The 21,247-nt window shown below is 53.3% G+C and carries 17 protein-coding genes and 1 tRNA gene; 9 read left to right on the top strand and 9 right to left on the bottom strand.

The genetic code is table 11. The features are described from left to right. Positions 1-3 precede the first annotated feature (3 nt). The 7 genes from tssB to ychF form a co-directional block, all read right to left on the bottom strand. Complete coding sequence (tssB, locus tag CKO12_RS00445; protein WP_200152763.1) at positions 4-528, bottom strand: type VI secretion system contractile sheath small subunit; 525 nt, start codon at positions 526-528, stop codon at positions 4-6. Between the two features lie 20 nt (positions 529-548). Then, the gene (gene tssA, locus CKO12_RS00440; protein ID WP_200152762.1) at positions 549-1,604 is read right to left on the bottom strand and encodes a type VI secretion system protein TssA; all 1,056 of its coding nucleotides are present in this window, start codon (positions 1,602-1,604) and stop codon (positions 549-551) included. A gap of 41 nt (positions 1,605-1,645) precedes the next feature. After that, on the bottom strand, positions 1,646-3,190 hold the full coding sequence (locus CKO12_RS00435; protein WP_200152761.1) for a methyltransferase regulatory domain-containing protein: 1,545 nt from the start codon (positions 3,188-3,190) through the stop codon (positions 1,646-1,648). A 280-nt stretch (positions 3,191-3,470) separates the two neighbouring features. Further along, a complete protein-coding gene (gene gatB / locus CKO12_RS00430) occupies positions 3,471-4,904 on the bottom strand; it encodes an Asp-tRNA(Asn)/Glu-tRNA(Gln) amidotransferase subunit GatB (RefSeq protein ID WP_200152760.1) in 1,434 nt (477 codons plus the stop codon). A 76-nt stretch (positions 4,905-4,980) separates the two neighbouring features. Further along, a complete protein-coding gene (locus tag CKO12_RS00425) occupies positions 4,981-5,169 on the bottom strand; it encodes a hypothetical protein (protein ID WP_200152759.1) in 189 nt (62 codons plus the stop codon). Between the two features lie 93 nt (positions 5,170-5,262). Next, positions 5,263-5,339: transfer RNA gene (locus tag CKO12_RS00420), tRNA-Met, on the bottom strand. Between the two features lie 46 nt (positions 5,340-5,385). Continuing rightward, on the bottom strand, positions 5,386-6,477 hold the full coding sequence (gene ychF, locus CKO12_RS00415) for a redox-regulated ATPase YchF (RefSeq protein WP_200152758.1): 1,092 nt from the start codon (positions 6,475-6,477) through the stop codon (positions 5,386-5,388). Positions 6,478-6,643: 166 nt separating this feature from the next. On the opposite strand from ychF, the gene dapA reads away from it, so the two are divergent. Genes dapA through lspA form a run of 3 tightly spaced genes read left to right on the top strand, consistent with a single transcriptional unit; the run spans position 6,644 to position 9,211 of the window. Further along, positions 6,644-7,519 (top strand): 4-hydroxy-tetrahydrodipicolinate synthase, encoded by an 876-nt coding sequence (gene dapA, locus CKO12_RS00410; RefSeq protein ID WP_200152757.1) that lies wholly within the window; start codon positions 6,644-6,646, stop codon positions 7,517-7,519. 4 nt (positions 7,520-7,523) lie between these two features. Then, on the top strand, positions 7,524-8,711 hold the full coding sequence (gene bamC / locus CKO12_RS00405) for an outer membrane protein assembly factor BamC (protein ID WP_200152756.1): 1,188 nt from the start codon (positions 7,524-7,526) through the stop codon (positions 8,709-8,711). Next, the gene (lspA, locus tag CKO12_RS00400) at positions 8,711-9,211 is read left to right on the top strand and encodes a signal peptidase II (protein WP_242466126.1); all 501 of its coding nucleotides are present in this window, start codon (positions 8,711-8,713) and stop codon (positions 9,209-9,211) included. The genes bamC and lspA overlap by 1 nt, the downstream gene beginning before the upstream one ends. A 1-nt stretch (position 9,212) precedes the next feature. Here lspA and CKO12_RS00395 read toward each other — a convergent pair whose 3' ends face one another. Continuing rightward, the gene (locus CKO12_RS00395) at positions 9,213-10,100 is read right to left on the bottom strand and encodes a DNA ligase (protein WP_242466125.1); all 888 of its coding nucleotides are present in this window, start codon (positions 10,098-10,100) and stop codon (positions 9,213-9,215) included. A 104-nt stretch (positions 10,101-10,204) separates the two neighbouring features. Here CKO12_RS00395 and CKO12_RS00390 point away from each other — a divergent pair, with 104 nt between their 5' ends. From CKO12_RS00390 to aat, 6 genes are all read left to right on the top strand, one after another. Further along, positions 10,205-11,488, top strand: a complete 1,284-nt coding sequence (locus CKO12_RS00390) for a CoB--CoM heterodisulfide reductase iron-sulfur subunit A family protein (protein WP_200152755.1) — start codon at positions 10,205-10,207, stop codon at positions 11,486-11,488. A 3-nt stretch (positions 11,489-11,491) separates the two neighbouring features. Then, positions 11,492-13,774: a hydrogenase iron-sulfur subunit gene (locus CKO12_RS00385; RefSeq protein ID WP_200152754.1), complete on the top strand. Its 2,283-nt coding sequence runs from the start codon at positions 11,492-11,494 to the stop codon at positions 13,772-13,774. A 119-nt stretch (positions 13,775-13,893) separates the two neighbouring features. Next, the gene (locus tag CKO12_RS00380) at positions 13,894-14,508 is read left to right on the top strand and encodes a 4Fe-4S dicluster domain-containing protein (RefSeq protein WP_200152753.1); all 615 of its coding nucleotides are present in this window, start codon (positions 13,894-13,896) and stop codon (positions 14,506-14,508) included. A gap of 14 nt (positions 14,509-14,522) precedes the next feature. Next, on the top strand, positions 14,523-15,422 hold the full coding sequence (locus tag CKO12_RS00375; RefSeq protein WP_200152752.1) for a CoB--CoM heterodisulfide reductase iron-sulfur subunit B family protein: 900 nt from the start codon (positions 14,523-14,525) through the stop codon (positions 15,420-15,422). 217 nt (positions 15,423-15,639) lie between these two features. Beyond that, a complete protein-coding gene (locus CKO12_RS00370; RefSeq protein ID WP_200152751.1) occupies positions 15,640-17,724 on the top strand; it encodes an EAL domain-containing protein in 2,085 nt (694 codons plus the stop codon). A gap of 151 nt (positions 17,725-17,875) precedes the next feature. Continuing rightward, positions 17,876-18,571 carry a leucyl/phenylalanyl-tRNA--protein transferase gene (aat, locus tag CKO12_RS00365; protein ID WP_200152750.1) on the top strand — a complete coding sequence of 232 codons (696 nt, stop codon included), beginning with the start codon at positions 17,876-17,878 and terminating at the stop codon, positions 18,569-18,571. A gap of 4 nt (positions 18,572-18,575) precedes the next feature. Here the strand turns inward: aat and clpB are convergent, their stop codons facing one another. Further along, positions 18,576-21,161, bottom strand: coding sequence for an ATP-dependent chaperone ClpB (gene clpB, locus CKO12_RS00360; protein WP_200152749.1), 2,586 nt, complete (start codon positions 21,159-21,161; stop codon positions 18,576-18,578). Positions 21,162-21,247: the final 86 nt, after the last annotated feature.

Genomic DNA, 21,247 nt, shown 5'->3' with positions numbered 1-21,247 from the left:
GCTTTAACCCTCAATTGGCGTTGATGCGGCATCGTCCTGCGGCTTGGGTGCAGAAGCCAACGATTGCAGCAGTGCAGGGTTTTGTAATGCTTTGGCAATTAACTCCTCAGCACCAGTTTTCCCATCCATATCACTCAATAAATTAGATAACTGTTCCCGCGCTCGCAGTAGTTTATTTAATGCGCCAACTTTACGCGCAATCGCCGCAGGCAAGAAGTCATCCATGCTCTCAAAAGTAATATCAACGCTCAAATTCCCTTCACCAGTTAATGTATTCGGAACTTGAAATGCAGTGCGTGGCTTTATCGCCTTGAGGTGATCATCGAAATGATCAATATCAATTTCTAAAAACTTGCGATCAGTCACCGGTAGCAAGGCTTCGGCAGGTTTACCAGATAAATCAGCCATCACGCCCACAATAAATGGAAGCTGAACCTTTTTTTCTGCGCCGTGTAACTCAATATCGTATTCAATCTGCACACGCGGAGCGCGATTTCTTACAACGAACTTCTGACTAATTTGTGCCACAGTATTTTTCCTTTAGCGGTTCACGAATTAGAGTCATCATCGAAACCACGAATGATCTCGACCTGTGACAAACCATCTGGAGCTAAGTCCTGCAAAATTGCCATAAAATCTTTATTCACTAACCGCTTGGCGCGATGCAAAAACAACGGAACCGGACTAGACGGCTCTTGCCGCTGATAATAATCGCAAAGCGAGTCTAATGCACGCAGCACTTCTGTGCGATTATTAATTGCACTCAAGGGAGCCGCAACTGCAATTTGATGATTCACCGCAACCTCATCTGGCAACGTTACCAATTCTAACTCAGCTTCAATTGCCAATTCTGCTGCGTGCTCTGGACGTTGTGCCAATGGCGCAGCAATTACCTTCTCCGCTTCTTTCATTAAACTGCTCAATGCCATCATATCAGGTGCAGCGCCCACGCCCACGCGCTCTAATAATAGCGCCTCCATCTCCGCTATTATCTTGCGCGATTGCCCAATTGCTTCAGCGGTCATTTGCAACGCTGAAAATTCAACCTGTTGAAAGGCGGCTTCAATCACATTTAATTCTGGTGCGGGTGCATCTTTAGGTGGTGCAATTTCTTTATTGGCGATTTGCCAATCCCGCAAATTAAAACTGCCAACTCCCCGTGCATTAACCAATGGTGCAAAGCGCAATCCATCAAGCGTCATTTCTTGGTCGCACAGCGTCACGAGCGTATTAATCCGCGACGTTGGGTCATTATCATCATCAGGATCAAGCAGCGGATAGAGCAATTCCCAATACTGAACCAATAAGCCGTGAATAATCGTTAAACCATCACGAAATCCGCTCCAACCCTGTGTACGAATTAACGCCTGAGTGAGATACGCAGCGACGCGTAAATCTTTAGTGCGCTCAAAAAGTGCCAGCGCCAATCGCTGTACTTGCGCCCAATCTGGCGCTTCAGCAGGCACAATGGTATTACCAAAGACCTGTTCTGGTTTGCCGCGAGTGGCGCGTTCTAATGCGCCATAATTCGCGTCATATTCTAAATCTTCACCGCATGGTTGCCCGGGTGATAGTTCTCTCAATAATACATCAACGTCAATCAAAGCGATTCCTCCCGCGAGAATGAATGTGGGTCCCGCTTGAATTAAATCACAACCTGCAACGCGGTTAAAATGGGCAATTGCTTGTCAATAAATGATGTCGCTTCTGCCAACAATAACTGCTGATTTTCTTCAGCCGTTTGTAACGGCTTCCCTTCTTTCACTAATTTGGCATTTTGTGCTGCCAAAACCTGCCACGCAAACGCTGCCAATTCATCAGGGCGCTGGCAACCTTTATTTTTTGCTAACAAAAACAGTTGCTGAATACGCCCCACGGTGACGCCACCACCGCTGACGGGACTCGCCAAATAATTGATGTCACTCCGTCCCCGCGCTTGATCAATCAAATTTGCATTGAGTCGGTCGGTATACGGTTTTGAATTCGCAATGTGTGCCGCATTCTGCACGGGCACGAGTTGACCACTGCCAGTTAATACCAAAACCGCTTGCACCACTTCTGCAAATTGAATTCCCAACGCTTGTGCAGCTAATTCAATTTCGCCGAGTGTTTTGGGAATGTGATCAGCTAAAAGATCGCAAATAGGTTCATACACCTTGGCGCTCATCGTGCATTCACCGCGAGCGCCAGTTGCTTTGAATGACACATCGGCACGCTGCACTGCCAACATCACCCGCAGCGCCCGCAATTGTTCAAGCTGGGCGACGGGATTGAGTCGCCGTGCGCCTTTAATCCAATAATCGCGGCGAAATTGTTGATTAACCATGACATCTCGCACCGTTTCGCGGAATAGCGGATCGGGGATTGTTTGTAAAAACATCTGTTGATCTTCGGTCAAATTCATTGCCGTAACGTGATCGAGATAATGCGCAGAACACGCATAATTCAGTTTGGTTGGTTCCAGCCACTGTGCCAGCGTTGCAAAGTGCATTGGCTCCCAATCACGATTGAAATACTCGTGCGCGAGATAATGGCGATTGTGTTCACTGAGTTTTTTAGCGCGTTCTGCTACTTGTGGATTAGCAAGCGCATAAAGTGGATTGGTTGCTAATAACTGATTGGTGAATACTAACGCGGCATCAATGCGCGTGCTAATTGTTTCACTGGAAGCACTCATGTGTGCAGTATGTTCAGTCATTAAATGTCGCAGCGGAGCAAAGGTGCTCCAGCCCGGCAATGCGTTATAACTGAGATAAAAAACGCCACCGACTTTGAGTTTACGGCGAATGAAATCGACAATCACAGCGCGATTTTCATTGGAAATCCAACTCCAAATGCCGTGTAAACCGATGTAATCAAAATCGGGTAAATCATCGCGGCTGCAAAATTCACTAAATGATTGATCAAATAAGTGCGCATTTGCACCACTTGCAGCGGCTAATGATTGCGCAAATCCAGCTTGTGCGGGATTAAAATCGGTGCCCCACATTTGACAGTTCGCTTGCGCGGCGGCGTGAATGTTGGCGCTTAATCCTTGCCCAAACCCAAGTTCACAGGCGGTGGCGACTGCTGGCGGCGTGAGGCCGAGATTGAGGAAAAGGAGTTGTAACCGCAAGGGGTTAAGTTCGGTGTAGTAGCCGTGTGTGTAGTCGATGTCGGTGACGTAGCCGTCAGACCAAGCTGTTGTCATTTGGCGTTCTCGCAGCGGTTAACGTATTGAATGCACAATTAAAATGGGTTTGCGGTGCAGCGCCCGCTGTGCAAATCATACCCCGCACTTGTAGCGAACGCCGCTCCTTATTACACCACTGCGGCAAAACAGACAATTACTCTTTGCGGTTCAAACAGATGGGCGGCGCAATTTCTCACTCTGAGAAACGCGCCGCAGGATTGAATTGAAAGCGGCAGCAAGCATTATCAAGTTGGAATAATTGCTTGCTGTGATTGCGGATGATGCGGAATGAAATACACTAACCTTGCAATAATTGTTTCAGTATCTCGTTGACCTGCGCTGGATTCGCTTTGCCGCCGCTCTGTTTCATCGCTTGCCCCACAAAAAACCCAAATACCTTGTCTTTGCCAGCGCGATATTGCGCGACCTGTTCAGGATTGGCGGCGACAATTGCAGCGAGTAATGTTGCAATTGCGCCAGTATCGGTGATCTGCGTTAAACCTTTGGCGGCAATAATCTGATCGGCGTCGCCTTCGCCATTCCACATCGCTTCAAATACCTGTTTGGCTAATTTACCCGACAGCGTGTTATCTTGAATGCGTTGAATTAAACCGGCGAGTTGTTCAGCGGTCACGGGACTGTGTACGATGTCAGTTTCCGTTTTATTCAAAGCTGCCATTAAATCGCCACCAAGCCAATTCGCAGCGAGTTTAGCATTGCCCGTAGCGCGAGCAACCACTTCAAAATAATCAGCTAATTCACGGCTGCTGGTTAATAAATTGGCGTCAGCAACAGGTAATTCATACTCAGCATGAAAACGAGCGCGTTTGGCGTCCGGCAATTCTGGTAATTCTGCTCGCGCTGCGGCAATGAACGCCGCATCAAGTTCTACCGGCAATAAATCAGGATCGGGAAAATAGCGGTAATCATTGGCCTCTTCCTTGGTACGCATCGAGCGCGTTTCATCTTTCACGGCGTCATATAAGCGCGTTTCCTGAATGACGCGCCCGCCGTTTTCAATCAGTTCAATCTGGCGTTCAACTTCAAATTCAATCGCTTTTTCCAGAAAACGAAACGAATTAACGTTTTTAATCTCAGCGCGAGTGCCGAATTCAGTTTGCCCCAGCGGACGCACGGAAACATTCGCATCAACACGAAAGGAACCTTCCTGCATATTGCCGTCGCTAATGCCGATATAACGCACCAATTGATGAATCTTTTTGGCATACGCAACCGCTTCTGCTGCCGAGCGCAAATCTGGCTCCGAGACGATTTCTAATAGCGGGGTGCCGGCGCGATTCAAATCGATGCCGGTATAGCCATCGCAGTCTTCATGCAGCGATTTACCAGCATCTTCTTCTAAATGAGCGCGAGTGACGCCAATCGTTTTAATGCTGCCATCTGCGCCGATGATGTCTACCTGTCCTTTACCGACAATTGGCAGCTCGAATTGACTAATTTGATAGCCTTTGGGCAAATCGGGATAAAAATAATTCTTGCGGGCAAAAATAGAACGCGGTGCAATGTCAGCATTGATTGCTGTACCAAAGCGTACCGCCAGCCGCACTACTTCGGCATTGAGCACCGGCAATACGCCCGGCAAGCCGAGATCAATCGCGCAGGCTTGCGTATTGGGTTCAGCACCGAATGCAGTTGCTGCACCGGAGAAAATTTTGGCTTGCGTTGCCAATTGAGTATGGATTTCTAAACCGATGACTGTTTCCCAAACCATGACGTGTTTCACCTATTCAATAATTGCAATGACGTTAGTATTTATTGACAACTGCACACTGGCAACTGACAATTTTTTAACTGCGATGGCGATTGAAACAGCCCAAGATGTTGCACAGCATAATAAGCAACGGTGGCGTTAAACCGCCCACAGTGACGGCAGTGTGAATACTGCTGCCAATTAAAAGCGCCAGCCAACCAATAAAGCTGCCGATCACGAGCCAGAGTAAGAGTAGAATTATCGCGCCAAAGATGCGAATTAACATGGAATTGAAGCGGAGTGTGCGGAGAATGGTGATGCAATTCTAGCGCACAAACAAAAGCCGCTTATGAAAGCGGCTGATTGTTTTGAGGAATTGTGGTGGCTACAGGTGGACTTGAACCACCGACCCCCGCATTATGAGTGCGATGCTCTAACCAACTGAGCTACGTAGCCAAACAAGAGCGCGGATTCTAGGCGGGTTAGTCGCAGCCGTCAACGCTTAAACATTAAAACGAAAATGCACGATGTCGCCGTCTTTCACCACGTATTCCTTGCCTTCAGAGCGCAATTTGCCCGCTTCTTTCGCGCCCTGCTCGCCGTTATACGCCACAAAATCCTCATAACCAATCACCTCAGCGCGAATAAAACCGCGTTCAAAATCAGTGTGAATGACGGCAGCAGCCTTGGGCGCTTTGGCATTTTTGGGAATCGTCCACGCTCGCACTTCTTTTGGGCCGGAGGTGAAATAGGTTTCTAAACCCAGCAGCCGATAACCCGCCCGCACCACGCGATTTAACCCCGGCTCGTCAAGCCCCAAATCTGCTAAAAATTCAACCCGTTCCGCCTCCTCCAGCGCCACGATGTCCGCCTCAATTGCCGCACACACTGCGACCACTTCCGCACCTTCCGCCGCCGCCAGCGCGACCACTTTATCCAGCAGCGGATTGTCCACAAACCCATCTTCAGCGACGTTGGCGATATACATCGTCGGCTTGGCGGTCAGCAAAAACAGATCGCGCAATTCCAGCATTTCCTCGTCGCTAAATCCCAGCGCCCGCACCGGTTTACCGGCATTCAACTGTTCCTGCGCCTGTTCCAACAAGCCCTTGCGCAGCAAGATTTTTTTATCACCCGTTTTCGCCGTCCGTTGGGCGCGATCCAACGCCCGCTCCACCGACTCCAAATCCGCCAGCGCCAGCTCGGTATTGATGACTTCAATGTCATCCAGCGGATCAATCCGCCCGGCGACGTGAATCACATCATCGTTGACGAAACAGCGCACCACATGCGCGATGGCGTCAGTTTCGCGGATATTGGCGAGAAATTTATTGCCGAGACCTTCGCCCTGCGACGCGCCAGCCACCAGCCCGGCGATGTCCACAAATTGCATCGTGGTCGGCAGCACCTTTTGTGGTTTGGTGATCGCTGCAATCACGTCCAAACGCGGATCGGGCAACAGCACCACGCCCACATTCGGATCAATGGTGCAAAACGGGTAATTTTCCGCCGCAATCGTGGCCTTGGTCAGGGCATTAAATAGCGTGGACTTGCCGACGTTCGGCAGACCAACGATGCCGCACTTGAATCCCATGATGAATATCCGCCTAGAAAAAGCGCCGATTTTAGCCGATTAGCGCCTGAATCTGGCAGATTTAGCGCAAATGTGTGCGCCAGCGCCGTGCGCCCGTTGGTTGTTTCAACGCGGTCGCACAGCTAACATGACCGCTTTAATGCACTGGATTAAGTGGAGTTCGCGCATGTTTCGCGGCAGCATCGTTGCACTGATAACGCCCATGCACCCCGACGGCGAGGTCGATGACATCAGCCTGCGTCGTCTCGTTGAGTGTCATGTGGCAGCGGGCACGACGGCGCTCGTTGCCGTCGGCACCACCGGCGAATCCGCCACTCTCGACGCCACTGAGCATTGCCACGTCATCCGCCGCACCGTCGAATTTGCCGCCGGACGCATTCCCGTCATCGCTGGCACCGGCGCGAATTCCACCCGCGAAGCGATTGATCTCACCCGCTGCGCCAAAGATGCCGGTGCCGTCGCCGCCCTGCTCGTCACCCCGTATTACAACAAACCGACGCAAGAAGGCTTGTATCTGCATCACCGCGCCATTGCCGAAGCGGTTGATATTCCACAAATTTTATACAACGTGCCCGGACGCACCGCCTGCGACATGCAGCCGGAAACGGTGGCGCGACTGGCGTCCATCGCCAACATCATCGGCATCAAAGAAGCCACCGGCGATCTGACGCGAGTGACGCGGCTGCGCCATCTGTGCGGCGCAGACTTTCTGCTTTACAGCGGCGACGACGCCACCGGCTGCGAATTCATGCTGCTCGGCGGCGACGGCGTGATTTCCGTCACCGCCAATCTCGCGCCCCAACAGATGCAGGCGATGTGCGTGGCGGCGCTGACCGGCGACCGTGAACGGGCGCACGCGCTCAATCAACCGCTGGACGCGCTGCATCACGATCTGTTCGTGCAATCCAATCCGATTCCGGTGAAATGGGCGGCAGCGGAGTTGGGCTTGTGTGGCACCGGGATTCGCCTGCCGCTGACGTGGTTATCTGCGGAACACGAAGCGCGGGTGCTAGCGGCGTTGACGCAGGCGCAACTGCGCTAAAACCATGACTGCGCCCACTTTCACCGCGTTGTCCGCCCGCAACTTCATCGCCGTGTTACTGACGACGCTGGCGCTCAGTGGTTGCAGCGCCTTGGGCGTTGACGAGGCGCTGCCCGATCAACGGCTGGTTTACAAGCAACAGCGCGAAGTCAGCGCCAATCTCGAAATTCCGCCCGATCTCGCCGGCAGTCATTTTGATGACGCGCTCGACATGCCAGCACGCGGTTCCGCCACGCTCTCCACTTACGCCACCACCAAAGCCCAAACCCCAGCGACTGCGACTGCCGCCAGTGCTGACGCCGTGTTGCCGCCGTTGGCCAACGTGAGCTTGAAACGGACGGCGGACAGTCGCTGGCTGGAGGTGCAGTCAGCGCCGCAGCCGTTGTGGGCAAAATTGATCGCCTTTTGGCGCGAGCAGGGCATTTTGTTGGTGGAGCAAAATCCGGCGGTGGGCGTGATGCGCACGGATTGGCTGGATAATCGCGCTGAGGTGCGCAAGGATTTTGTGACGCGGATGATGAGCAAGGTGATTGCTGGCGCGTATTCAACCGGCAACCGCGATCAGTACACGGTGCGGATTGAAGAAGGATTGCGCCCCGGCGTGACGGATGTGCATTTGATACATCGCGGCATGACGGAGAAATTGCGCGACAACACGGTCGCCAACGTCGGGCAAACGATTTGGGAGCCGAGCGGCAGCGATACGGCGAAAGAGGCGGAAATGCTACGGCGCTTGATGGTCTTTCTCGGCGCTGCGCCCAAACAAGCGGCGACGGCGACGACCGCTGCGGGAACTGCGCCAGCGGCGGCATCTCGCGCCAAGTTGGTGACGGAAGACGGTCAGCAACGCTTGCTGATTGCCGAGGAATTGCGCAGCGCGTGGCGTTTGACCAGCACGGCGTTGGATCGCGCTGGCTTTGCGGTGGAAGATCGGGATCAGAGTCGCGGGCTGTTTTATGTGCGTTATGCCGGCAAGGACAGCGCCGAGCGGTCGGCAGTGACCAAGCCGAGTTTGGGATCGCGGTTGGCGTTTTGGCGCAAGGATGAGATTGATCCGGTGCAGAAATACCAGATTCAAGTCACCGGCAAGGCGACCGAGACGCGGGTGAGTGTATTGGATGCCAACGGCAAACCCGATCAATCGGCAAGCGGGCGGCGGATTTTGCTGTTAATTCAGGAAGAACTGCGGTGATGATGGACGAACACGAACCCGGACAGGCGCGACGGTGGCTGCTGTTGGCGCTGGTGATTGCGCTGGCAGATCAGGTCACGAAGTGGCTGGTGTTGGCGACGCTTGATCCATTTGAGACGGTCGTGCTGGTGCCAAACGTGAATCTGACGCTGCTGTTTAACGAGGGCGCTGCGTTTAGCTTTTTATCCGATGCGGGCGGCTGGCAACGCTGGTTGTTTACGGCGCTGGCGCTGGCAGTCAGCGGCGTGTTGACGGTGTGGCTACTGCGGCTGCGACGTAGTGAACGCTGGCTGGCGCTGGGTTTGGCGCTGTTGCTGGGCGGCGCAGTCGGCAATCTCATTGATCGGATGTTGCTCGGTCACGTTGTTGATTTCATTCAAATTTATGTGCCGGTCATTCCGCTGGCGCTGTTCAATCCTTGGCCGGCGTTCAATCTCGCTGACAGCGCGATCACCGTTGGCGTGATGTTGCTGTTAAGCGTGAGTCTCCGCGCTGAGTGACTTATTCGGGCGCTCGCCGCCGCCAAAAGCTGGCAAATCGCGGCTTTCCCTGATTGGTATATCCCCGAAATTTGAACGTCACGCGGCTGCCGATTGGCGGCGGCTCGCGGCGCTCGGCGTCAGTAAAACCGGTGCCGAGCCGGAATTCTCGCCCCGCATCATCTCGCACCAATAACGCGCCGAGCATTCCGCTGTATTTGCCTTTGCCGGGCAGATGCGCCAGCACGGTCGCCTCCGCATCTTGATCTGGTTTGACTTTGAGCAAATCGGCGCTGCGTCCGGCGCGATATGCCGAATCCGCACGATGCAGCATCAATCCCTCGCCGCCTGCCTGAATCACTGCGTTGAGCCGCGCCAGCAATTCGGCGTGATCGGCAACGCGGAATTGTTCCACCAGCACGAGATAATCGCTTGATTGCGTAGTGAAAAGCTGCTGCAACTGCCGCAACCGTTCGCTAAATGGCGCGGCGATTTCCGGCGCATCAAAAACCATCAAGCGCACTTCGCGCCACGCTGTCGGATCGGGCTGGAGCTGGCGCACCGTGCCGGAAAGCCGCTCAAAACTGCCGCGTTTTATCCACAGCTCGCCGTCGAGCGCCTGCGCCGGAAACTCGGCAGTAAACCAAGCTGGCGCGTGGATTGGCTGCCCGCCGCGACTGATGAGCTGGGTTCCGTCCCACAATGCTCGCACGCCGTCGAACTTTTCGCTGACCCAATACGCTGATAAATCAACGCCTTCGTGATAACTCTGCGCCAGCAGCAACGCCGGTTTGGTCACGCCATCCGCCCAGCCACTCGGCGCAAAGAGCAGCAGCGATAACCACAGCCAGCCGCTGCTGCGCATAATCGGCTTTATTAGCGCATCAAAAACTACGATAGAAAAATTCAATGGTTCTCCATAGCGTTAGCGCAAAGTGACGGGTTATCTTAGCAAATCCTGATATTGGGATTTTGTGCCCGGCGCTGCGCTGGGGTTTCAACCGGAGGATATGAATGACGGCAGTCATCGCAACGAATGAGACCATTTTGGTGGTCGGTGGCGGGATCAGCGGCATGACCGCTGCGCTCGAAGCCGCCGAGACCGGAAAACAGGTCGTGCTGGTGGAACAGCGTCCTTATTTAGGCGGGCGCGTCACCCAGCTTTATAAATACTTCCCGAAGCTGTGCTTTCCCACCTGCGGGCTGGAAATCAACCAGCGTCGCACCAAGCAAAATCCCAATCTCACCATTTTGACGCTCGCCGAAGTCACCGGCTTGACCGGCAGCGCGGGCGCGTACACCGCGACGATCACGCTCGCGCCGCGTTATGTGAATGAGCGTTGCACCGCCTGCGGTGACTGCGCGACGGCAGTGGAGGCGGAATTTGCTGACGAGTACAACTACGGTTTGAGCAAGCGCAAGGGCGCGTATTTGCCGTACCGAATGGCGCATCCAGCACGCTATGTGCTTGATCCTGCAATCATTGGCACTGCCGACGCTGAAAAAGCCAAGGCCGCCTGCAAATATGATGCGATTGATTTGGAGATGCGCGAGGAGACGCTGGAACTGCGCTGCGGGGCGGTGATTTGGGCGACCGGCTGGCAGCCGTATGACGCGGCCAAGATTCAACCTTACGGCTACGACCGCTTCCCGAATGTCATCACCAGCGTCGAATTCGAGCGGCTGGCGGATGTGAATGGCCCGACTGGCGGCAAGATCGTCCGTCCGTCGGATGGCAAAGAAGCCAAGAAAATCGCGTTTATTCAATGCGCTGGCTCACGCGACCGCAATCATCTGCTGCACTGCTCGCGCATCTGCTGCATGGCATCGCTGAAACAGGCGACTTATGTGCTTGATGCGTTCGCCGAGCAAGCCGAAGTCAATGTTTATTATATTGATTTGCGCTCGATTGACCGTTTCGAGGATTTTTATAACAAAGTCCGTGCCAATCAAAACATCAAGTTTATCAAGTCCAAACCGTCGTCCATCGTCGCCGATAAAGACGGCAATCCCATCGTGCATGGCGTCGATACCGAAGGCTACAACCGTTATGCCGAGCCGCACGATTTGGTGGTGCTCGCAGTCGGCATGGAACCGGCAGTCAAAAAGGACGCCTTCCCGATTTCGGTGCAAATCAACCGCGAAGGGTTCATCGAAGCTGCGCCAGAAAACGGCGGCATCTTTGCGGCCGGCTGCGCTGCCGATGCGTTGGACGTGAATCGCTCCGCGCAACACGCCACCGGTGCGGCACTTCGCGCCATTCAAGTCATCAACCGCGTCGCCAGAGCGGAGGTTTAACGCATGGCTGCTGAGAAGAAATTCGCCGGTTACATCTGCACCGGCTGCGGCATCAGCGAGCGGCTGAATGTCAACCAACTCCAAACTGTCGCCACCCGCGAGGGCAAAATTGCTGAAGTAAAACAACACGCTCGGCTGTGTGCGCCCGACGGTGTGCAGCTCATTCGTGACGACATCGCTGCTGGCGCGACCCATCTGATGATCGCCGGCTGCTCGCGGCGTTCCAAGATGGAGGTGTTCAATTTTCCGCAGGTGGCGATGTCTCGCGCCAATCTGCGCGAAGGCGTGATCTGGGCACGGCCGAATGCGCCGGAACATCAGGAAACCACGCAGGAAATGGCTGCCGATTACATCCGCATGGCGTGTGCGGAACTCAAATATCTCAACATTGCCAGCCCGTCGGCGGAGCAAAAACTCAATAAAAACATTCTTGTCGTTGGCGGTGGCGTCACCGGCATGACCGCTGCGTTGGAAGTTGCCGCCGCAGGTTATCCGGCGCATCTGGTGTGCGACGAGGGCGAGCTGGGCGGCGCGTGGAAAGATTTGTACAAGCGCGTGCCATTTCGCGCTGCTGCATCTGAAGTGCCGAACGGGCGCGATGTGGATTTACCGCTGCCGGAGGAGCCGGGCATCGCAGAAATGATCGCACAAGTGCAAGCAAATCAGCGGATTACCGTGCATTTGAACGCGCATTTAGCGAAAACTTCCGGCGCACCGGGACGTTTTGCCGCCGATATTTGCAACACAGCTGGCGCGACCGTGACCGAGAATTTCGGCGCCATTATTCAAGCCAGCGATTTCAAGCCATACGATGCGCAACAATTGCCTGAATTTGCGTATGGAAAAACTCCAGATGTTGTCACCAATTTTGAATTAGAACGGCTGGCAAAAGCGGCGAATGGTGCGCCCTTAAAACGTCCATCGGATGGCAAGGTGGTTGAATCCGTCACCTTTATTCAATGCGCCGGACAACGCTCAGAACAAGACGGACATTTGCCGTATTGCTCTGGATTTTGCTGCACCGAGTCAATTAAACAAGCGTTGTATTTCAAAACGCAGAATCCTGATTGCGACACGACGATTTTATTTGATGATTTGCGCACACCCGGCGCAGCAGGCGAGGATTTTTATCGCTGCGGTCAACAAGAGATGGTGACGTTCTCGAAAGGAAAAGCCAGCGCAGTGGTGAAAAATGGCGCGGGTTTAACGGTCAAATTTAAGGATTTGATCCTGAATGAAGACACCGAATTGAATTGCGATTTGGTGGTCTTGGCGACTGGTCAGGTGCCGAATAATGGCCCCGATCCTTATGCGCAATTGGCGGTTGATGAGGCGGAGACGGAAGAAGAGAAAGAAGCTGCGCGGCGTAAATTAGAAGTTGCGCCACCGTCCATTCTCAATCTTGATTATCGGCAGGGCACGGATTTACCGCAATTAAAGCACGGTTTTGTCGATAGCCATTTCATTTGTTTCCCGTATGAAACACGGCGCACCGGTATTTATGCTGCCGGTCCAGTTCGCCGTCCGATGGATATGAAACAGGCAATGGATGATGCGGCTGGTGCGGCAATGAAAGCGATTCAAGCCGCAGAAAGTGCTGCCAATAGCGCCGCAGTACATCCGCGAGTGGGTGATTTGAGTTATCCGAAATTCCGTAAAGAAGGTTGCACGCAATGCAAACGCTGCACGGTTGAATGCCCATTCGGTGCGATCAATGAAGACGAGCAGAAGTACCCGGTCTTCAATGAATCGCGCTGTCGGCGCTGCGGAACGTGCATGGGCGCGTGTCCGGTGCGGGTGATTTCATTCGAGAACTATTCAATTGATTCGGTGAATCAGCAGATTAAAGCGGTCGATATTCCCGATGAGTTTTCGGAAAAGCCGCGTATTTTAGTCTTGGCTTGTGAAAACGATGCGTATCCAGCATTGGATATGGCGGCGCAAGCGGGAATTGAAACGACGCCATTTGTGCGCGTGGTTCCGGTGCGTTGTTTAGGTTCGGTGAGTTTGTCGTGGATTACCGATTCATTGAGTTCTGGTTTTGATGGCATTGTTTTGATGGGATGTCGCCGCGATGAAGATTACCAATGTCATTTCGTGCGCGGCTCGGCAATTGCTGCGGAACGCTTGAGTAAAGTGGGCGATACGCTAACCCAGCTCAATTTAGAACCGGAGCGCATCGTGGTACACGAAGTCGCCATTACCGATTTAGCACGCGCACCACGTCTGTTAAATGACATGGCAGCAACCATTGAAAAAATCGGCATGAGTTCATTCAAGTTCTGAGGCAATCTGTATGTAAACGCAGGCAATACAATGATGATTGTGTCATTGCCTGCGTTATACGCTACCAGCCAGAAGGAATGAACACACTGCCCCGATTTTAGAATTCGCGGAGAATGAAAATGGGCGATATCAGCAAGAATTACCGCCTCAACTTTTTGAAAGAAGTTGAAGCGAATGTAGAAGAAGGCGAATGGGTCAAGATGTGTATGCAGTGCGGCGTGTGCTCTGGCTCCTGTCCGCTCGGCAAGTTTTGGGATCATCCGCCGCAAGAGATTTTTATGATGATTCGCGCTGGCAAACGCGATGCAGTATTAACCTCGAATGCAATGTGGATGTGTACCTCTTGTTATAATTGCATCGTGCGCTGCCCGCGTGAATTGCCAATTACGCATATCATGCACGGCTTGGCGCATTATGCGCAGCGCCTCGGTCTCGCTCCTGCGCACCAGCCAACAGCGAAGTTTGCGCAATTGTTCTGGAATAATCTGATGAAAAAAGGGCGCGTGAACGAATTAAAACTCGGCGTCAAGCTCTATTTTATGAACGGGATCGGCGAGGGTTTCAAAACCAGTTTGAAGATGAAAGACATCGGTTTGGGGATGATGAAAACCAAGCGCATGAATCCAATGGAAGCGATTGGCGGTCATGCGTTAGAGGATGTCAAAGGGTTTCATGCGGTAATGCAAAAAGCGCAGGAACTTGAAGATCAACGTCTCGCTAATCAGCGCCCCTGAACGGAGGTTTTTTCATGGCTAAACGCCAATACTCGTTTTATCCCGGCTGCTCTTCACAAAAGGGCGCGTCTTCGTCGAATTATTTAATCTCTGCACAAACGATGTGCGAAGAGTTGGATATTCAATTGAATGAAATCCCCGATTGGAATTGCTGCGGGGCGTCAATTGGTTATGCGGGTGGCGGTGAATTGCCGCGCTTGACGTTATCGGCGCGGAATATCGCGTTGTCTGAACAGCACAATCCCGGTCAATCCATTGTGGCGACGTGCGCTGCGTGTTGGTTATCGACGCGAGAAGCTGCCGAGCGGTTACAGCATAATCCGGCATTAGCGAAGGATGCGAATACGGCATTAGCTGAGGCAGGTTTGACCTTAAAAAACCAGACGCCAATTAAACACATGGTGGAGGTTTTAATTCAAGACATCGGCTATGACACCATTAAAACCAAGGTGAAGCGTCCGCTGGCGGGATTGAAAATTGCGGGTTATGTGGGCTGCCAAACCAATCGCCCGTTTGGAATTGCTGGCGAGTCATTTGAGAATCCGCAATATCTGGATCGTTTAATTGAAACACTCGGCGCTGATTCTATTCCGCAGTTTGAAAAGAAAGTGCAATGCTGCGGTGGGGCGTTGGCGTTTTCAGAGCCAGCAAAGTCGCAGGAGATGATTAAAGGGATTTTGGAATCTGCGCATGATAATGGTGCGGATTTAATTGTGACGCCGTGCCCGGTGTGTCAGATGAATGCTGAGGTCTATCAGGAGCAAATTAACGCGACCTATGGCACCAATTTTAAGATGCCGGTGGTGTATTATTCGACGTTAATGGCGATTGCGTTTGGACGCTCGGCGCAAGATGCAGCATTGACTGGACAGGTCATTCCAGCGGAAAAATTGGCAGCGATTGCTGGCAAATAGCAGTGCTGGAATGGTTGAATGAAAAAAGCCCGCACTTGTGGGCTTTTTTATTGCGTATTCAATGCACATTTTTTGCAATGACGCTATTGCGCAAGGTGTCCGTTACGGCGGACAATTGCGCACCGCACCGCGCCCGCCGCCGTAAAATTATTTCCTCACTGGACGCAAAAGCCGATAATCCCAGTTAGTGATTATTTAGGTTCCGCCGCCACACCAGATGTCTGCGCACAAGCAAACCGCCACCCTGCTTATCATTACTTCCGACGCGAGTGACGCCGAGCGGTTGATCGGTGCCCTGCGTGAGGATGGAATTGCCACCAACAGCGTGACCGTGCCCCACGTCGAACGCCTCGCTGAGGTGATTGCCCAGCGCGATTGCGATCTGATCCTGTGTTGCAGTTATCAGCGCGAAATTGATTTGGATAGCGTGTTGAGTGCGCATCGCAAGTTGTTGGGTGATATTCCGTTGCTGTTGCTGGAGGAGCCGGAGCAACACGCGGCGCATCTCGCCAAAATTCGCCGCAGCGGGGTGCGCGATCTGTTGCGTCGCCACGATCACGAGCAGTTGAAATTGGCAGTTGCGCGTGAATTCAACGATTTACAGCGTCGCCGTGAGGCTGCCGGTTTGCAGCAGCGGCTGCGGTTGTGTGAACAGCGCGACCGTGAGCTGATCGCTGTCACCAGCGCCGGGGTCGCTTTCGTCCAAGATGGTTTACATCTGGATGCCAATCCCGCGTATCTCGCGCTGTTTGGGTATCCCGATCTCGATGAACTGCAATCCATTCCTTTCCTTGATCTTTTTGTCTCCGCGCAGCAAAAACAAATTCGGGAGTTGTTGCGCGGCGGTGACGCCAATGCGCTGGGAGAACCCGTTGAGCTGACGGTGCAATGCTGTCGCGCTGACGCCAGTCAATTTGCCGCTCGTTTGCTGGCGGCTCCCGCTGAAGTCGATCAAGAACCGTGTCTGCGCTTGCTGCTGCATCCGCTCGCCGCGCCAGCACTCGCGCCTGCGGCACCTCCGGTCGCGGTGGCGGAGGCTGTGCCAGCCGGTGACGCGCCAGCGGCAGTGCCCGGTTTACCACAACTGTTGGCGGCAATTGGCGATCATCTGGACGCCGAACATCGCGTGCAACGACCGTTTGCGATCTTTTATTTGCGCTTGAAAACGGAGGCACAAGCGAGTCTGCGCGAGTTGGGATTGACGCAGCATTTGGCGCAGCGGGCGGCATTGACGGCGCAAGTGCTGGCGGGAGTGGCGACGGAAGGAGGATTTTGGGCGCGGCTAGATGACGATGGTTTTGTGGTGCTGGTTGACGAGGTGAGTGATGCGGAAGCGCAAGCCATCGCGGATCGGTTATTGGCGCTGGCGCGGTTGCCGCGTTATGGCAGCACGCCGGAGGACGCGCCGGATTGTGCGCTGGGACATTACGTGGTGCGGGAGCGAGCTGGCGCGGCTGAGGACGTGCTCAACGCGGCATATCGGCTGTGTTTGTACACCGAAACCAGTCCGGCGCAGCTTGCGGCGGCGACGACGACCACCAGTGACGCGCCCGCAGATGCGCAAGTCGTGCGGCGACTCCAGCAGGCGTTACAACACGGGCATTTCCAATTGGTGTATCAACCGATCATCAGTTTAATGGGAGACGATCAAGAGAATTACAGCGTCATGGTGCGTTTATTGGATGCGCTTGATCCGCCATTAGAAGCGCAAGAAATCACTGCTGCCGCTGCGCAAGCGGGGTTATTAGAAGAGATTGAAAAATGGGTTATTCGGTCGGCAATTCAAGTGATTGGTGAACAGCGGCGGGCAGGACAGCGCATCAGTTTATTTCTGAATTTATCCACCGATAGCTTTTTGAATCCAAATATCGTGCTGTGGATTTGCGATTGTTTGCGGGAATTTGATGTGCGCGGCAATTGGCTGGCGTTTCAATTTTATGAAGAAAACATCACGCCCAATTTAGCGACGCTGGCGCGTTTAGTGGACACCTTGAAAAAAATTAAATGTCGGGTGGCGGTCAAACGCTTTGGAATGCTGGCGCGTCCAGAACAGATTTTGCAAAACCTGCCGCTGGATTATGTGTTATTAAAATCGAGTTTTGCACAAGGGCTGGCAGATGATCCCGCTAAACAACAGCGGCTGGTGGCGCTGGCAACTTTGGCGCATGAATTCAATGTTAAAACCATCGTCACTGGCGTTGAAGATGCGCGATCATTAACGGTGTTATGGACGGCGGGCGTGGATTATGTGCAGGGGAATTTCTTGCAACGTCCATCGGCGACGTTGGAAGTGAGCGGGTAGTTTTTTTGAGTTGTTAGTTGTCAGTTAAAAAACTAAAAAAGCTGCTTGTTGCTTGCCAACTTTTTTTCATCACCGGATTAAAAAATAACCGCCACTCATTAACGCACTTCACTGACATCCGCTCACTGACAACTGACAACTTCCCCACAAAATGCTGACACTTCTCGACCCCGATGATCCCGCCGCATTTCCCGATCCTGAGCAGGCACTGACCGATCCCAACGGGTTGCTGGCGGTCGGCGGCGAATTGAGCACCGCCCGGCTGCTGCACGCCTATCGGCGCGGCATCTTTCCTTGGTTCAACCCCGGCGATCCGATTCTGTGGTGGTCGCCCGATCCGCGCTTGGTGCTCGTGCCCACGCAGATTCACCGCTCCCGCAGCCTCACTAAACGCCTCCGCCAAGCACAATTTGAGGTGACAATTGATGGCGCTTTTGGGCGCGTGATTCGCCACTGCGCCGCGCCCCGCACCGCCAGCGGTGGAACTTGGCTGGTGCCCGCCATGATTGCCGCGTATGAAACTTTGCACCATCTCGGCTTTGCGCATTCCATTGAAATTTGGCGCGAGCAACAATTAATTGGCGGGCTTTATGGTATTGCGCTGGGGCGCGTTTTTTTTGGCGAATCCATGTTTAGCCGCGCCAGCGACGCCTCTAAAATCGCGCTGGTGCATTTATGTGAACAACTCGCCGCATGGGATTTTGGTTTAATTGATTGTCAAATGGAGACTGAACATTTGCGCAGCATGGGCGCAACGCTGATGTCCAGATCAGCATTTATTCAACAACTCAATCAATTATGTCCATTGCCGGGCTGGGCTGGCAAATCCACCAGCCTTCCCAAATAACGCCTTATTGAGCCGCGCCGCGACTAAATGTGAGTTCTCCCGCTTCCGCTCCCACCTGAATTAAATCGCCGGGCACAAATTTACCCGCCAAAATATCCTGCGCCAGCGGGTTTTCCAATTGTGCTCGAATTGCCCGCTTTAATGGACGCGCCCCATAAACCGCATCAAATCCAGCATTCCCAAGATGATCCAACGCCGCATCATTCACCGCCAACTGCAAATCCCGTTCGGCTAAACGCTGCTGCAACGTCTCAATTTGAATCTGCGCAATTGCACGAATCTGTGCCGGTTGCAACGGATGAAAGACCACGATGTCATCCAAGCGATTGATGAATTCCGGGCGAAACGCATAACGCACCTCATCCATCACTGCGTTTTTCATTGCCGCATAATTCGCTTCACCTGCTTGCTGTTGAATAATACTTGACCCCAAATTTGAAGTCATCACAATCACCGTATTGCGAAAATCAACCGTCCGCCCTTGCCCATCCGTTAAGCGTCCATCATCCAACACTTGCAGCAAGATATTGAATACATCCGAATGTGCTTTTTCAACCTCATCAAGCAAAATCAAACTATACGGACGCCGCCGAATCGCCTCAGTTAAATAGCCGCCTTCTTCATAGCCGACATAGCCCGGCGGCGCACCAATTAACCGTGCGACCGAATGGCGCTCCATAAATTCCGACATATCAATCCGCACCATCGCTTCTTCAGTATCGAATAAAAAGCGCGTCAGAGCTTTACATAATTCAGTTTTACCCACGCCAGTCGGGCCAAGAAAGAGAAATGAACCAATCGGTCGCCCCGGATCAGATAAACCCGCACGCGAACGGCGCACCGCATCACTCACCGCCCGCACCGCCTCTTTTTGTCCGATCACGCGCTGTTCAATTGCCGTTTCCATGCGCAGCAATTTCTCGCGTTCTCCCTCCAACATGCGCGCCACCGGAATGCCCGTCCATTTCGAGACGATCTCCGCGATTTCCTCATCAGTCACCTTGGTACGCAATAAACGATGGTCACTCTGTCCAATGGCGTTGGCAGCAGTCAATTGCCGTTCCAATTCAGGAATCCGTCCATATTGCAATTCAGACATCCGCGTCCAATCACCAGCGCGGCGGGCAGTTTCCATTTCTAAACGAATGCGATCTAACGCCTCTTTAATCGCTGCCGTGCCCTGACTCGCAGCTTTTTCTGCTGTCCAAATCTGGTTTAATTCAGCAAACTCACGTTCCAGCCGTTCAATCTGATCTTTCAAATCTGCCAAGCGTTTGCGTGACGCATCATCCTTTTCTTTTTTCACCGCCTCGCGTTCAATCTTCAACTGAATCAAACGCCGGTCGAGTTTATCCATCTCTTCCGGCATCGAATCAATTTCCATCCGAATCTGCGCTGCCGCCTCATCAATCAAATCAATCGCCTTATCGGGCAATTGCCGATCCGCAATATAGCGATGAGATAATACTGCGGCTGCCACCAGCGCCGGATCGGTAATTTCTACCGCGTGATGCACTTCATAGCGTTCTTTTAAGCCGCGCAAAATGGCAATCGTATCCTCAACATTCGGGGCATCCACCAATACTTTTTGAAAACGGCGCTCTAATGCAGCGTCCTTTTCAATGTATTTGCGATATTCATCCAACGTGGTCGCGCCCACGCAATGCAATTCGCCCCGCGCCAGCGCCGGTTTCAACATATTGCCGGCATCCATTGCGCCTTCCGCTTTACCTGCGCCAACCATCGTGTGCAATTCATCAATAAATAAAATGATTTGCCCTTCTTGTCGCGCAATATCATTGAGCACCGCTTTTAAGCGTTCCTCAAATTCACCACGAAATTTTGCTCCCGCAATTAACGCTGCCATATCCAGCGCCAGCAGCCGTTTTGTTTTCAATCCTTCCGGCACTTCGCCATTCACAATCCGCTGCGCTAATCCTTCCACAATTGCGCTTTTACCCACGCCCGGCAGACCAATTAAAACCGGATTATTTTTCGTGCGGCGCTGCAAAACCTGAATCGTGCGGCGAATTTCATCATCGCGCCCAATCACCGGATCGAGTTTGCCCTGCTCGGCGCGGGTCGTCAGATCAATGGTGAATTTCGCCAACGCCTGCCGCTGCTCCTCGGCATTCTGATCGTTGACCGCCTGCCCGCCGCGCATGGCGTTAATCGCTTGTTCTAACGCGGTTTTATTCGCACCTGCATCCCGCAGCGCCGTGCCCACCACGCCGCGATCCTCCAGCGCCGCCAGCACAAATAGCTCCGACGATAAAAACTGATCGCCGCGCTGCTGCGCCAGCTTGTCGATCACATTCAGCAACCGATTCAAGTCGTTGCTGAGATGCACTTCGCCAGCGGTGCCCTGCACGGTCGGCAGCCGTTGCAACGCTGCCGTGAGCGCCGAGCGCAGTTGATTGACGTTGACGGCTGCCTGCACCAGCAACGGTCGCACGCTGCCGCCGTCTTGATCGAGCAGCGCCAGCAGCAGATGCAGCGGTTCAATGAATTGGTGATCGCGTCCGACGGCGAGGCTTTGCGCGGCGGCCAGCGCCTGTTGCAATTTGGCAGTGAATTTGTCGTGTTGCATCGTAGATTCCTGAGTGAATGCTGAATGAATTGGCGGGGAAATGTGGGCAGCGTTGCGCTGGAATCAAGCCGTTTGGTTGCGGTTTT

The sequence above is a fragment of the Chromatium okenii genome, from assembly GCF_016583745.1.
In the GTDB taxonomy this organism is placed as follows: domain Bacteria; phylum Pseudomonadota; class Gammaproteobacteria; order Chromatiales; family Chromatiaceae; genus Chromatium; species Chromatium okenii.
Note: the sequence above shows the minus strand (reverse complement) of the source record. Positions and strands in the feature narration are given on the sequence as shown.

What these genes read in the sequence shown, in the direction of transcription:
- bamC (WP_200152756.1), top strand. Translation starts at nt 7,524, where the DNA reads ATGACTGCGCCCACTTTCACCGCGTTGTCCGCCCGCAACTTCATCGCC.
- CKO12_RS00380 (WP_200152753.1), top strand. Translation starts at nt 13,894, where the DNA reads ATGGGCGATATCAGCAAGAATTACCGCCTCAACTTTTTGAAAGAAGTT.
- clpB (WP_200152749.1), bottom strand. Translation starts at nt 21,161, where the DNA reads ATGCAACACGACAAATTCACTGCCAAATTGCAACAGGCGCTGGCCGCC.
- dapA (WP_200152757.1), top strand. Translation starts at nt 6,644, where the DNA reads ATGTTTCGCGGCAGCATCGTTGCACTGATAACGCCCATGCACCCCGAC.
- CKO12_RS00425 (WP_200152759.1), bottom strand. Translation starts at nt 5,169, where the DNA reads ATGTTAATTCGCATCTTTGGCGCGATAATTCTACTCTTACTCTGGCTC.
- CKO12_RS00435 (WP_200152761.1), bottom strand. Translation starts at nt 3,190, where the DNA reads ATGACAACAGCTTGGTCTGACGGCTACGTCACCGACATCGACTACACA.
- CKO12_RS00390 (WP_200152755.1), top strand. Translation starts at nt 10,205, where the DNA reads ATGACGGCAGTCATCGCAACGAATGAGACCATTTTGGTGGTCGGTGGC.
- gatB (WP_200152760.1), bottom strand. Translation starts at nt 4,904, where the DNA reads ATGGTTTGGGAAACAGTCATCGGTTTAGAAATCCATACTCAATTGGCA.
- CKO12_RS00370 (WP_200152751.1), top strand. Translation starts at nt 15,640, where the DNA reads ATGTCTGCGCACAAGCAAACCGCCACCCTGCTTATCATTACTTCCGAC.
- CKO12_RS00375 (WP_200152752.1), top strand. Translation starts at nt 14,523, where the DNA reads ATGGCTAAACGCCAATACTCGTTTTATCCCGGCTGCTCTTCACAAAAG.
- CKO12_RS00385 (WP_200152754.1), top strand. Translation starts at nt 11,492, where the DNA reads ATGGCTGCTGAGAAGAAATTCGCCGGTTACATCTGCACCGGCTGCGGC.
- aat (WP_200152750.1), top strand. Translation starts at nt 17,876, where the DNA reads ATGCTGACACTTCTCGACCCCGATGATCCCGCCGCATTTCCCGATCCT.
- ychF (WP_200152758.1), bottom strand. Translation starts at nt 6,477, where the DNA reads ATGGGATTCAAGTGCGGCATCGTTGGTCTGCCGAACGTCGGCAAGTCC.
- lspA (WP_242466126.1), top strand. Translation starts at nt 8,711, where the DNA reads ATGATGGACGAACACGAACCCGGACAGGCGCGACGGTGGCTGCTGTTG.